This is a genomic window from Gemmatimonadales bacterium, assembly GCA_036265815.1.
Classification (GTDB): Bacteria; Gemmatimonadota; Gemmatimonadetes; order Gemmatimonadales; family GWC2-71-9; genus CAVVWJ01.
In genome coordinates this window covers 1-13,863 of the sequence record DATAOI010000012.1, presented here as the reverse complement: position 1 = coordinate 13,863, position 13,863 = coordinate 1, and the positions used below count along the sequence as shown (strand labels likewise).

At 69.5% G+C, this 13,863-nt stretch carries 9 protein-coding genes; 5 read left to right on the top strand and 4 right to left on the bottom strand.

Features of this window, described 5'->3' with window-relative positions; genetic code table 11:
- The 4 genes from VHR41_02135 to VHR41_02120 all read left to right on the top strand — a co-directional run.
- The coding region (locus VHR41_02135; protein HEX3232967.1) for a hypothetical protein at positions 1-585 on the top strand (585 nt) is incomplete at its 5' end.
- Positions 582-3,026 carry a hypothetical protein gene (locus VHR41_02130; protein HEX3232966.1) on the top strand — a complete coding sequence of 815 codons (2,445 nt, stop codon included), beginning with the start codon at positions 582-584 and terminating at the stop codon, positions 3,024-3,026. The genes VHR41_02135 and VHR41_02130, both read left to right, overlap by 4 nt.
- A gap of 6 nt (positions 3,027-3,032) precedes the next feature.
- The gene (locus tag VHR41_02125) at positions 3,033-4,793 is read left to right on the top strand and encodes a sodium:solute symporter family protein (GenBank protein HEX3232965.1); all 1,761 of its coding nucleotides are present in this window, start codon (positions 3,033-3,035) and stop codon (positions 4,791-4,793) included.
- Positions 4,794-4,801: 8 nt separating this feature from the next.
- Complete coding sequence (locus VHR41_02120) at positions 4,802-5,095, top strand: hypothetical protein (GenBank protein HEX3232964.1); 294 nt, start codon at positions 4,802-4,804, stop codon at positions 5,093-5,095.
- A 39-nt stretch (positions 5,096-5,134) separates the two neighbouring features.
- Here VHR41_02120 and VHR41_02115 read toward each other — a convergent pair whose 3' ends face one another.
- Positions 5,135-5,917 (bottom strand): hypothetical protein, encoded by a 783-nt coding sequence (locus VHR41_02115; protein ID HEX3232963.1) that lies wholly within the window; start codon positions 5,915-5,917, stop codon positions 5,135-5,137.
- 27 nt (positions 5,918-5,944) lie between these two features.
- Positions 5,945-7,225: a hypothetical protein gene (locus VHR41_02110; GenBank protein ID HEX3232962.1), complete on the bottom strand. Its 1,281-nt coding sequence runs from the start codon at positions 7,223-7,225 to the stop codon at positions 5,945-5,947.
- Between the two features lie 411 nt (positions 7,226-7,636).
- Here VHR41_02110 and VHR41_02105 point away from each other — a divergent pair, with 411 nt between their 5' ends.
- On the top strand, positions 7,637-10,918 hold the full coding sequence (locus VHR41_02105; protein HEX3232961.1) for a protein kinase: 3,282 nt from the start codon (positions 7,637-7,639) through the stop codon (positions 10,916-10,918).
- A gap of 10 nt (positions 10,919-10,928) precedes the next feature.
- Here the strand turns inward: VHR41_02105 and VHR41_02100 are convergent, their stop codons facing one another.
- A complete protein-coding gene (locus VHR41_02100) occupies positions 10,929-11,522 on the bottom strand; it encodes a hypothetical protein (protein ID HEX3232960.1) in 594 nt (197 codons plus the stop codon).
- Positions 11,522-13,863 (bottom strand): hypothetical protein (locus tag VHR41_02095; protein HEX3232959.1); only part of this gene is annotated, 2,342 nt, incomplete at its 5' end. The genes VHR41_02095 and VHR41_02100, both read right to left, overlap by 1 nt.

Sequence of the window (13,863 nt, the reverse complement as noted above, 5' to 3'; positions counted from 1 at the left end):
CCCGACCCACGCTGGATCCACCGCGCCAGCAGGCTTCATCTCCCCTACGATTCGGCGAGCCAGTACTTCCGCACCTACGAAGGCGCACCCGATTCCACCCTGGGGGACGTCACCCCGCTCCTGAGCTACCCGCTCGGCCTGCCGATGAGCGCCGGCGCCAAACGAGCCCAGCTGGAGCAGGCCGCGCGCCAGCTCCTGGCGAAGGGACCCGGCGCAATGATGGGCTCGACTCTGCTCGCTGTCGACGCGGCCGAGCTGGGCGACCGGGCCATGATCGACTCCCTCCTGCCCCACAGCTATCGGGGCCATCTCAAGGGCCCGTTCCTCATGCTTTCGGAGACGCCCACCAACGATGCGGTGGACTTCGTGACCGGGGCTGGTGGCTTTCTGCAGCAGCTGATCTTCGGCTGGACCGGTCTGCGTGTGGGGGAGCACGGGCTGGAGCCGGCCTTTCCGCCGGTGCTCCCGTCGCACATCACCCGGCTGACATTGCGCAACCTGCACGCCCGCGGGGAGCGCTACGATGTCGTGGTCGACGCGAGCGGGCGCCGCATCGTTCCGCACCGGGACGGCGTGAGCCGATGATCGCACACCTCCTGGCGCTCACCCTGCTGGCGCAGGCGCTTCCTGCCGTCGGTCCGCGCCACCAGGTGCGCACGGTGATGCCGGTCCTGGCCTTCCCCGAGCCGGGGGTGGACGACACGGCGGCCTACCGCGGCTATCAGACCCGCTTCTACCGCGACTCCAAAAACAACACGGTGCAGATCTACCTCGAGCCGGTGAGTGGGCGGGTGGTGCAGCTCTGGGCCGATGCCGCCAACGAGAGCGTCGGGTTCACCGTGCGCGATGCCAAGGGCCGGCCGGCACCGGTTGCCTGGGACGCCGACGGCGCGCAGGTGGCAGACTCGGGCGGAACCCGCACGCTGGAGTACCGGCTGACGGCCGATGGCCCCAGCGCGACCTTCGGCTGGTTCCTGCTCGGCTCGATGCGGGTGGAGCGCGACTTCCAGTACGACCGGCGCCATCTCCGGCCATTCGCCGCGCCGCGTTACTATGTGGCCGAGGAATCGCTCCTGGTGGCCAACCTCGCGCGGCTCCCGGTGGCCGAGCAGCAGCGCGAGTTGCCGCTGCTCCGCGCCCCCAGCGTGGCCGCGCTCCGCGCCCGGCTCCAGCCGACGCTCGCGTCCTCCCGATCGGATAGCGCCTGGACCGTACGGGTCCGGCGGCCCTCGCTGGACGGACGGAGCCATCTGGTGCTGGAGCTTCGGGGAGACCCGCGGGAAGGAACCCCGCGGGTGATCGGCCGCACGGTTCGGGTCCAGGCGCGCGGCGGCGCGCCGGTCCGCCTCACGGTTCGGATCGCCACGGACGCGGCCCCCCTCACGCCGCTGAGCCGGGACCAGATCTTCAACCGGGCATTCCTCGACTTCCTGGCGAAGGCCCGCGCCGACTCCTCGGCCGTCCTGCGCTCCCGCCGGCTGGAGCGGGACGTGCGCAGCGTCGAGCTGCTCAGCTCTCGCGAGAAGCTCATGGCCGGCCTGCCCAATTTCGCGACCTACTTCGGGCGTGACATGATGATGAGCGCCCTCATGATGCGGCCTATCTGGTCGGGGGCGATGTCGGAGGACGTCATCGCCAGCGTGCTGCGGAAGCTGGGCCCGGCGGGGGAGGTGAGCCACGAGGAGGCGCTGGGAGGCCAGGCGGTCCGGGAGACCGCCGCCGAATACAACGGGCTTCTGCCGGAGTATTTCCGCCTGGCACGCGGAGGCCGGCAGGCCCGCGCGGACAGCGTCCTCGCCCGCGCCCGCGACCTGCTGCGGGGGACGCAGACCATCCGGGAGAACTACCACATGATGGACGACGAGTTCCAGCTCGTCGTGCTGGAGGCGCGCTATCTCGCGGATTCCTCCATCCCGGCCGACCGGAAGCGCAGCTTTCTCCTGGCCCGGCCCAATGGCGGAGCCACTCGCGTCGGGCTCATGCTGCGCGAGATGGCGCTCGTGGCCAGCGAGACCCGGCCCTACGTCGAGGACCCGACGGCCATGAACCTGGTGAGCTTCGTCAAGCGGGACTCGACCCACTGGCGCTCCGCCAGTTGGCGCGACAGCGACGCCGGCTACGCCAACGGACGGTTCGCGATGGACATCAACGCGATCTGGGCGCCGCTGGCGTTGGCGTCGATCGCGGAGATCCGCGAGTCACTGCAGGCGGCGGGCTTCCGACCCGACGCGCTGGACTCGATCGCACCGGAGATCGCCCGGACTCCGCTGCACCAATACCTTGCCGACTCGGCGGCGCTGCAGCACGCGGTCGACACCTGGAGAGGCGCCCGAAGTCATTTCATGGTGGCGCTGGACCGTCGCGAGGTGGAGTCGCGGATCAAGGCGAAACTGGCCTGGCTCCCGGAAACGGAGCGAAGCTACTGGGAGAAGGCCATGGCGAGTGAAGCCGAGAGCCGGGACTCGCTCAGCTTCCTGGCCCTCTCGCTCGACGCCGAGGGGCGCCCGATTCCGATCGTCAACACCGATCCGGCCACCGGGCTCTTCCTGGATCACACGATGAAACCCGACGTGGTCCTGGGAGATGTCGAACCGTTCGTCCGTCCCTATCCGATCGGTCTGCTGATCAACGGACTGGGTCCCGTGGTGGCCAACGACGCCTACGCGCCGCCCCGGGTGTGGGAGGTCTTCGGGAAAGACGCATATCATTCGCCGCGGGTCGTCTGGGGACGGGAGGTCAATCTTCTGCTGCTCGGTCTCGCCGGACAGATTGCCGCCGCGTACGATGCCTCCGGACGGTTGCACGACCGGTCGCTCGAGCCCTACGTCCGGGTGCTGAACGACGCGCTGCAGCGCACCCTGGCGGCGGTGAACGCGTCGGGACTCACGCACAACGAGCTGTGGAGCTACCGGATCGAGGGCGAGCGGCTGATCCCGACGCGCTACGGCACCAGCTCGGACATCCAGCTCTGGAGCACTACCGATCTCGCGGTGCAGTTCGCGCTGTCCCGGCTCCCCCGACCCTGAGCGCCAATGCCAGCGAATCCCGTCGCCCACCTCGCCCCGATCGACTACGCCGTGATGGCCGTCTACTTCGCCGCCGTCCTGGGCGTAGGATGGGGCCTCCGCCGGCTGACCCAGACCAGCACCGACTTCTTCCTCTCGGGGCGGTCGCTGCCACCGTGGATCACCGGCCTGGCCTTCATCTCCGCTAACCTCGGCGCGCAGGAGGTGATCGGCATGGGCGCGTCGGGCGCCAAGTACGGCATCGCCACCAGTCATTTCTACTGGGTGGGAGCCATCCCCGCGATGGTCTTCGTCGGTCTCTTCATGATGCCGTTCTACTACGGCTCGCGCGCGCGCTCGGTCCCCGAGTATCTGCGACTGCGCTTCGACGAGAAAACCCGGACGCTCAACGCGGTCTCCTTCGCGGTGATGACGGTCTTCTCCTCCGGCGTCTCGATGTATGCCATGGGCAAGCTACTGAACCTGCTGCTCGGCTGGAGCTTCGACGTGAGCGTGCTGGCGGCGGCGGTGATCGTGCTGGCCTACGTGCTGCTCGGCGGGCTCACCAGCGCGATCTACAACGAGGTGCTGCAGTTCTTCCTGATCGTCTTCGGCTTCGCTCCCCTGGTGGCGCTCGGCCTGCATGCGGTGGGAGGTTGGGAGGGACTCTCGGCCAGGCTCGCCGAGGTGGCGACGGCACGGGGGCTGCCGGCCACGGCGTATACCCACACCTGGACCGACATGGGTGACGCAACCCGCAATCCGATTGGGGTCGAGTGGTTCGGCCTGGTGATGGGGCTGGGATTCGTACTCTCGTTCGGCTACTGGTGCACCGATTTTCTGGTCGTGCAGCGCGCCATGGCGGCCGACTCGATGACCGCCGCCCGGCGGACGCCGCTCATCGCGGCGGTGCCCAAGATGCTGTTTCCCTTCCTGGTGATCCTGCCGGGGATGATCGCGCTGGTCTTGAGTAGCGGACACGGCGGGACGGAGGCGGGGCTGATTCCGGCCAAGCTTGCTGCCGGCGGCTCGCCGCTGCTGGACAGCGGGGGACGGGTGGTGCTCGACTACGATCTCGCGACGCCGATGATGCTGGTGCGGCTCTTTCCGTCGGGCATGCTGGGTCTCGGTCTCACGGCCCTGCTGGCGTCGTTCATGTCCGGCATGGCCGGCAACGTGACGGCGTTCAACACCGTATGGACCTACGACATCTACCAGAGCCACATCCGCCGGGGCGCGTCGGACGCGCACTATCTCTGGATGGGTCGCATCTCCACCGTGGCCGGCATCGTGCTCGCGGTGGCGGCGGCGTACGTGGCGGGCGCCTTCAACAACATCATGGACCTGCTGCAACTGGTCTTCGCCTTCGTGAACGCGCCACTCTTCGCCACCTTTGCCCTGGGGATGTTCTGGCGGCGGACCACAGGGCACGGGGCCTTCCTCGGACTGCTGGCCGGGACGCTCGGCGCCGCCATCCATCACGGGCTCACTCTGCCGGCCGGGGTGCAGGCCGGTGTAAAGGGCGGTTATCTCGGCGTGCTGCACACCTTCCCCAGCGAGCTGGCGCAGACCTTCTGGACGGCGATCGTCGCCTGGGTCACCTGCTTCGTGGTCACCATCCTGGTGAGCCTGGCAACCCGGCCGCGTGACCCGGATGAGCTCCGCGGTCTGGTATACTCTCTCACCCCGCGGCCGAGCGATGGCGCGCTCTCCTTGATTGCGCGGCCGTGGGTCCTCGCGGTGGTGGTGCTCGCGCTGACGCTGGCGCTCAACCTGGTGTTCTTCTAGGAGGCAAGATGAGCGGCGCAACCGGCCTCGACGTCCGGCTTCCGATCGGGGGGCTGTTTACCGTGCTCGGACTGCTCCTGGCGGGCTACGGAGTTGCCACCGGGGGCGATGCCGAGCTCTACGCCCGCTCCCTCTCGGTGAACGTCAATCTGTGGTGGGGCCTGGTGATGCTCGTCTTCGGGCTGCTGCTCCTGTGGGGTGCCTCGCGGACGCGGCGCGCGGCATCGGCCCGCCCAGCCACGGTCACGCCCGAGGGACGGGCCACCGAGGCGCGCGAGCACGAGCGAGGGCTAGAGCGCTGAAGCTCGAGCCCTCCCCGGGCGAACCCGTCAGGCTCTGGTTCAGATCGGTCCGGCAACCGGCACAGGTGTCGACGTCCAGTCGGTGGTGCCGTCGCCGAGCTGACCGGCGTTTGCGCCCCAGCAGTAGGCCAGGTTGCCCGTGGTCAGGGCACAGGTGTGGGTACCTCCCGGGGTCACCGCCTTCAACGCGAGTTCGCCAACAACCGCGAACGGCGACAGCCTGGTGGGGGCCGCGTTGCCCACTGGACTGCCGTCGCCGAGCTGCCCGTAGTAATCGTAACCCCAGCAGTGGGCGACCGACGCAGTGGTCACTGCGCAGGTGTGGTCGCCACCGGGAATCAGCCCGCTGAACTGCAGGCCGCCGGCCACCGCACGCGGTTTCAGACGCTGTGTGGTGGTGCCGTCGCCGAGCTGTCCCTCATCGTTGCCACCCCAGCAGTAGCCCTGATAACTCGTGGTCACGCCGCAACTGTGGGACGTGCCGTAGCGGTCGCGGGCTCCCGCGAGCACCTGGCGGAAGTTGAGCCCGCCCGCGACCGCCATCGGGCGCAGGCGCTGGGTGTTCGTACCGTCGCCCAGTTGCCCGGAGAAATTGGCGCCCCAACAGTACGCCCGATTGTCGGAGGTCACGCCGCAGGTGGGGAAGTGGCCAGCGGATACTTGGCGGAATACCAGCGCCTGGGTAGCCGTGGTGGCGAGTGCCGGCTGAAGCCTCGGCTCCGTGGGTGACTCGGCGTCTTCGCTGCAGCCGGCGATGGCCACCGTCAGCGCTGCGCTGAGCACGGAGGCGAATCGGATCGAGCGACAAGCGATATTCGACATGGAACCTCCATCATCGCTGAATCGCGATCAACTCGGACCGACGACCGTGACCGGCGTGGGTTCAGCGATGCTGAACGTGCCATTGCCAAGCTCACCGTGGAAGTTCCGGCCCCAGCAGTGGGCCACGCCCTCGGGAGTCCTGCCGCAGGTGTGGGCGTCGCCGGCGCTCACCTGGCTGAAGAGGAGCCCACCCGCGACCGCGACCGGCGTCAGACTGGTCGTCGCGCCGCCCGGTTGGCCGAGGAAACTCGAGCCCCAACAGTACGCCCGGTTCAATGTGGTCTCGCCACAGGTATACTCCAGCGCCGCCGTCACCCGAGTGAAGCTGAGTCCACCGGACACGGCCTTGGGCCAGAAGCTCAGATAGCTCTTGCCGTTGCCCACCTGGCCGGCTCTCCCGTCGCCCCAGCAGAACGCCCGGTTGCCGGTGGTCACGGCGCAGGTGTGCTCGGCCCCCGCGTCCACCAGGTGCCACTGCCGCGACCGGCCCACGCGCGAGGGCGTCAACCGCCGATAGACGGTGGAGCTGTCTCCTACCTGCCCGAGTTTGTTGAGGCCCCAGCAGAAGGCCCGGTCGTCCGTGGTCACGCCGCAGGTATGGTAGTAACCCGTGCTCACCTGGCGGAACGGAAGCGCCCGGGCCACCGCGACCGGAGTGGCGCTGTACGCCCCGAACAGCCCTGTCTGCGGCCCCGTCCGCGTTCCCACGCCGAGCTGGCCGTCGGTGTTCCGTCCCCAGCAGTATGCCAGGTTGTCCGGGTAGCTCACTCCGCAGGTGTGCTCGAAGGTCGTCTCCACCTGGCGGAACTTGTGCCCACCCGCCACCGGGACGGGCGTCAGGCGAAAGGCGGTCGTCCCGTCACCAACCTCGCCGAGCTCATTGTGCCCCCAGCAGTAGGCCCGGTTATCCGTGGTCACCCCACAGGTGGTAAAGAACCCTGCGCTGATCTGCCGGAAGCTGAGCCCGCCGACCACCGCTAGCGGCCTGGTGCTGCACGGACCGGCATTGAGGCAGGTCTCCGGCCCCGTCCTGTCGCCATTGCCGAGTTGGCCTTCGGCGCTGGCACCCCAGCAGTAGGCTCGATTGCCCGTGGTGACACCGCAGGTGTACTCCTCGCCGGCGCTTACCTGGTTGAACGCCAGCGCGGCGGTCAACGTGGTGGCGAGCGCCGGTGCCGGCGCCGGACCGGTGGGCGACTCGGCATCGTCGCGACATCCGAGCAGGGCCACACCGCCGAGGGTGAGGAAGAGAGCCGCGGCTCGCACCGGTGCGAGAACGAGAGGATGGCGACAGCGGGGGCCTGGCATGGCGAGCTCCTGGTGACGCACGGGACTGAGATTCACTTCGGCTCCCCGCAACCACGACGATTGGCCAGGGATGGTGGCGAGGCGCCTGGCCTATTCGACCCGCTCGGCCTGTGTTGGGTTACCCAGGCGTATCGTGTTCTCTTTAATAGACTTATGCCACTGCTCTCGGGGAGCGCTCAATACCTCGTCCTGGGCGCGGTCGGCCAGGCAAAGGGCGGCGAGCGAGGCCTCGAACAGTCGATAGTGTGGGGCAGACATGACACCCTCCTGCGGCAAAAAGGGGTCGATCGCTTTCCGACGCCCAGAGCCTAGGCCCAGGCTGTCAAGCCGAAGTCAAGTGGGCCCCGTCATTGCGTCCCCGTGAACCGGACTCCAAATTCCCGATTGGAGTTGACCCCAGCGGACCGGACGATGGCCACGATTCTCACCTGCCCCCACTGCGCCACTGATCTCGGGCCCGGAGATCGTTTCTGTCCGCAGTGCGGCGCCGGTCCCTTCGTGTGCGCCGGATGCTCGGAGCCCCTCCTCGAGGGCGCTCTGTCCTGCCCCGCCTGCGGTACCCCAGCCTATCCCACCGCCATCCACGAGACTGATGCCTCCCCAGAGGACGAGCAGGACTCGCCCTGGACCGAGGTGGCCGAGCGGCTAAGGCGGGCCACGCTGGGGGAGTTCGAGATCGGGCGCGAGCTGGGACGTGGGGGCATGGCCGCCGTGTTTCTGGCGCATGAGATCTCGCTCGCCCGCAAAGTGGCGATCAAGGTCATGTCGCCCGGCCTGCTCATGGGCGACGGGATGATCGACCGGTTCAAGCGCGAGGCGATCACCATCGCGCACCTCAATCATCCCAACATCGTGTCGGTGCATTCGGTGCGGCAGGCGGAGGGGCTGCACTTCTTCGTGATGCGGTACATCCAGGGCCGCTCGCTCGAGCAGGTCATCGACGAGGCCGGCCGGCTGCCGATCCCGATCGTTCGCTCGATCCTCTGCCAGGTGGCCTCCGCGCTGACGTACGCCCACCGCTCCAGGGTGGTTCACCGCGACATCAAGCCCGCCAACATCCTGATCGACGAGGACGGCAACGCGGTGGTCACCGATTTCGGCATCGCCAAGGCGGCCGAGTCGCCCACCCAGACGCACAGCGGCGCGCTGGTCGGCACGCCGGCCTACATGAGCCCCGAGCAGGTGCGCGGCGCCGAGGTCTCCGGCGCGTCGGATCAATACGCCCTGGGCGCAGTGGCCTATCAAATGATCACCGGCATCGCACCGTTCGCCGGCTCGACCATCACGGTCATGCAGGCGCAGCTCCAGGAGCAGCCGCGCCCCATTCGGGAGATCGAGGAAGACTGTCCGCCAGATCTCGAGGCGGCGATTCTCCGGATGCTGGCCAAGGACCCCGACGCGCGCTGGCCCAGCATGGCGGAGGCCAAGGTGGCGCTCGGCGCCGTGCCGCTGACGGACGACGATCCGCTCAGGGCCGAGCTCATCCGCCTGGCCACCACCGGCCATGGGTCGTCTCTCTCGGAGACACCGACGCCGGTGAGCCCCGCTCCGCGCACCAGACCTTCGGCGTCACTGCGTACCCCCGCCGCCGGCCTGGTGCAAAGCGTCACCATCCTTCCTCCGCCACCGGTGCTGGAGGCAGGTGACCGCTTCATGCTGGTGGCTCAGGTCCGGGGCCAGCATGGCGTCCGGCTGCCGGGTCGGATGGTGGAGTGGAGCAGCGACACACCCGACGTGCTCCGGGTCGACAGTGACCGGGCGATGGCCACGGCACTGGCACCTGGCTCCGCTCGGCTCAGCGCCATCTGCGATGGCGTGGAGGCCCTCCACCAGGTCGAGGTGGCGCCGCCGACGGCCGACGAGATCTCCATCGCGCCGCTGGACCAGCCGGTCCGGGTCGGCGACGAGGTTCAGCTCGAGGCCACCGCGCGCAGCAAGCACGGCCAGCCGATCGCGCGCCCAGTGACCTGGCAGTCGGCGGATCCAGCGATCGCGACGCTGGCACGGGACGGCGTGCTCTCCGCCCGCTCGGCGGGCTCGGCGCTGATCACCGCCGAGCTGGACGATGCCCGGAAGACCATGGCCGTGCCGATCCACCCCGCGCTGGTTGCGGCCATCCGTATTTCGCCTCCACCCAAGTCGGTGACCGCGGGTGAGTCGTTCGTGCTGAGCGCGACTCCGCTCGACCGGCGGGACGAGCCGTTGCCCGATCGCACCGTCTTCTGGACCACCAGTGACGTCGGCGTCGCCGTCATCATGCCGAGCGGGTGGGTGGGGACCCTCGGTCCCGGAACGGCCGTCCTGACCGCGACCTGCGAGCGCGCCAGCGCGTCGATCACGGTCAACGTCGAAGCAGTTGCCCGGCCTCCGGCACCGGCTCCGACCCCGCCCGAGGCAACCAGCGTCCCGCCGCGGCCTCCCGCCAAGCGCCGCCGGATGGCGCGCTCGCGGAGGAGCCGACTGCTGGCGGCCTGCGTGGGGGCGATGCTCGTGGGAGGCTGGGTCTGGCTCTCCGGCCGCGTGTATTCTTCCCGCGCGCCCGATGCCGAATCCGCGGATCTCTCGTCTGGATCGAGAGCATCGGCGGAGAGCGGCAGCCGGCTGGAGCGGTTCGAATCGATGCCCGTGGTGGACAGCGGGGCACCCGCGGCCGTTGCCATTACCCGGCAGCCTCGCCGGCTGCTGGCACCCGGAGCCTACACCAGGGCCATGGCGGAGCTTCGGGACCTGGCAGGCCGCCCGGTGCGGGACTCCAGCGTGGTCTGGTCCTCCACGGATCCAGCGGTTGCGCGCGTCGATCCGGCGCGCGGATGGGTCCATGCCATCGCTCCCGGCCGGGCCCACGTCGTCGCGGCAAGCGGCGCCTGGCGGGACAGCGTGATGGTGGTGGTGCGGGCCCCCGCTCCCGCCAGCGCCGCGGCGCCGGCACAGCCGGAGGCCCTGCCGGTGAACGAGGAGGAGACCAAAGCTCCGCAGGCTGCCGAGTTCCCGGCGGCGGTCGCCAGCGTCAGCGTGGTGGCGCCACGCACGTTGGTGGTGGGAGAGACGGTCGCCTTACGGGCGGAGCTGCGGGACCAGGCCGGTGGGGGACTGAGCTGGCGGCGCATCGCCTGGACCAGCAGCGATCCGGAAGTCGCCGCGGTGGATCCGGTCTCGGGTGTGGTGGCCGCCTATGCGCCGGGCACGACCGAGATCACCGCCACCTCCGAGGGGCAATCAGGCCGGGTGAGCCTCACCGTGCTTCCTCCTGTCCCGGACGAGCGATCCGCGCGACCCGCCGATCAGGTTGAGCGGCCGCCGACCCCTGCCGGAAGCCGCCTGTCGGAGCGCCAGCAGCTGGAGGCCCGAATTCGAAGTGGAGTGGAGCAGTGCTACGCCGCGCTCCGCGCCAAGGACGCGAGCCGGGTGGCGCAGATGTATCGGCCCGGGACGAAGTTGGATCAGGAGAATCTCAAGCGGCTGACCCGGATTCTCCGGACAGACGAGTGGGAGGCCGCGGTGGGGGAACGGACGGACGGGGCGCGGCAGATCGGGACGGATCACGCCAGCGCGGAGTTCAGCTTCCACCTGGCGTGGCGGGATGCGTTCGGCGGCCGACTTGGCAGCGATCCGGTGTTCCGGGCGGAGTTCGCCAGGGACGGCAGCCGGTACACCATGTCGAGCTGTCGGATCGTCGGATCGCCCGACCTCTGATCCTGAACGCTCAGCCCCCCAGCCCGACCGCCAGGCCCAGGCGAGCCACCATGTTCGAGCCGGAGCCTGAGGCGATCGGCACCTCGCTTCCGGTCTGGTCATTCCTCAGCGTGCCGCTTCCCAGCCGGTCGTAACCGAAGGTCCCACCCACATCCAGATTGACCCGCGGACCGAGCCGGAACAACAGTCCGCCGCCGCCGTTGAGCTCGATGAAGGCGGAAGAGAGCGAGAGCGCTCCGCCGGAGAACCCCACTTTGAGCACCGAGAAGCGCGCCGCGAGGTAGGGTGCCACCACGTTGCTCCCGGCGTGGATCCGGTAGCGAGGCTCGATGAACCCGCCGTAGAGTCTGGCGTCTTCCTCCCGGTTCTGCACCTCGTGGGTGGTGAACTGGAATCCCGCGCCGATCGAGACGGCACCGGGCGTGTAGCGGATCTGGGCTTCCCCGCCTACGCCGTCCTGCAGGCCGCTGAACACCTGCCCGAACACCCCGTTGAAGAGGCCGGACACCTGAAGCGAGACCGGCTGGGCCGATTGCGCGGCGAGCTCACCACTCAGGACGCCGGACACCGCCAGGGCGGCAGACAGCAGGCGGATCGCAGTCATCAGCGTCTCCGATCGGACGGCGGCCGCACCCGAAGTTGGCTGGAGCTGCCCTCCGGGGTCATCGTCCCGCTCGCCGCGAGCACGGTATAGGTGAACTGGACCGGCGAATCGGCCAGGCCCGAGGAAGAGGCCATGCCGCAGAAGGTACCGGCGTCCGGCCCAGTCGATTGGAACGCGCTGGCGTATCCGCCGACATCGGTGACGGCATCGTAATCCCCCACACCCTCGCAGGTCCGCCACTCGACCGTCACGCCGCTCGCGCCGTTGCCGTACTGGTCCACCACACGGACCACCAGGGGCTCGGGGAGCTCGGAGTCGACCGGCGCCGATTGGCTATCGCCCGACACCTTGAGCAGCCGGGCCGCCGCATCGGGCAGGGCCTCGATCTCGACGCGGGAGGATCCGGCACCCGCCACGTCGAGGTCGACAGACTGGGTGCCCGCCGTCTGTCCGAGGGTCCAGCTCGTGAGCTGCACGGTTCCGCTGGCGTCGCTCGTCGCACTGGCCGGCGCCACGACCCCTCCCGCCGAGGCAGACAGAGTGGCCGGAGCGTCCGCCACCGTCTGGCCGTCCGCGTCCAGCAGGCTCCATGACGCTGGACTCGCCAGCTGGGTGCCCACGACGGCGGACGCCGGCGGGGACGAGAGGACCGAGAGGCTGGCAACGCTCGGCAAGGTGATCTGTCCGGAGATCACCTCGCTGGACGGGCTCTGGCTGGCAAAGCGCAGAGTCCGCCGCCCCGGCACGCCGATGATCGTGAGATCGGTGAACTGCGCGCGGCCGCTGCTATTGGTGAGCACACTCGCCTGCCCGCCGAGGGTTCCTCCGCCCGAGGCGATCGACGCCTTGACCGCGATGCCGGCCTGACTGAGCGGATTCCCGCTCGCATCCTGCAGCTGAATAGCTGGTTGGGTGCTGAGCGGCACTCTGCTCCGCGCCGTCGACGGGGGTGGGGTGGCCAGAGCGAGCTGCGCTGGTGGCCCGGCGGCGAGCGAGATCGATTGCGAGGTGACTCCGCCCAGTGACGCCGCGCTGAAGGAGAGGGTATAGTCGCCCGCCAGGCCGGTGAGCGACAACCCGCTGAAGGTCGCCAGGCCGGACGCGTCCGTCGTCGCGCTCGCGTTCTGCAGGCTCCCGGTCGGTCCTGACGCGATCGCCGCCGCGATCGCGATGCCGGCCTGAGGCGCGGGATTGCCGGCCTGATCCACGACCTGCACCTCCGGCTGCGGAGCGAAGGGGACTCCGCTCTGGGTGGCGGGCGGAGGCTGGACCGTGATCTCCAGCCGGCCAGCCGCTCCCGCGTGCGCGATGGCGGAAAAGACCACCGCCTCGATGGTGCTGGACTGAATGCTGGCCGTGAGCTTGTACTGTACGTCCGCCGTCTTGCCCAAGGTCCAGCTTACGGCCTGGGCCACGCCGGAGCCGTCGGTGGCCACGGCGGCGACGGGGGAAACCGACGCGTCGCGATCCGCCGTGAAGACGACCGGCACGCCGGGCACCACGTTGCCCGCGGCGTCGTGGACCAGCACGGACGGCGCCGGACTGACCGGCGAGCTTACCGCAGCCTGGTAAGTCAGCGCCCCGACAGGATCGAGCCGCGACGGAGCGCCGGCCCCCACCTGAATGGCGCCTGTGGCCGCCTCCAGGGCGGGATCCGCCAAGTTGAAACGGAGGACTCGGGGCCCGACGAGCCCGAGAACGGCCAGGTCGGTATAGCTCGCGCGGCCTTCCGAGTCGGTCGCGACCGTGACGGTACCACCCAGGCTCCCGCCGCCCGAGGCGATGGATGCCGTGATGTCGGCTCCCGCGACCGGCCGGTCATCCGCGTCCAGCAGCACCAGCACCGGCTGCCGCTCGAACACCATCCCGTTCCGCACCGTATCGGGCGGCGCCTGCCGAATCGCAATGCTCGCCGCCAGGGGTACAACCGCGTGGGCGGTGAAGGTGAGAGGGGAGCCACTGAGATCGTCGCCGGATGTGTCGGTCGCCGTCGCCTGGATGGTCTGGGTGCCGGCCTGGGCACCAAGCGTCCATCGCACGGGGGCGAGACCTTGAATGTCGCTCTGGACGGTGGCGGCGGAGACGCTTCCGCCCCCCTGAGTGACCGTGAACGTCACCGCAACACCGGGGATCGGATGCTGCTCCTCGTCCGTGACGATGACCTCCACCGGCAGGGGCAGCTCGCGACCTGGCACACCGGTCTGGCCATCTCCGTGACCCGCCAGCAGCCTAGTCGCTACCTGGGGTCCCGGGGGCGGAACGCAGAAGGGGCCACCGCACTCGAGATCGCCACCACCGCAGCCGTAGGCCAGCCCCAGCAGCAGGGCGAGAGGCCCCACCA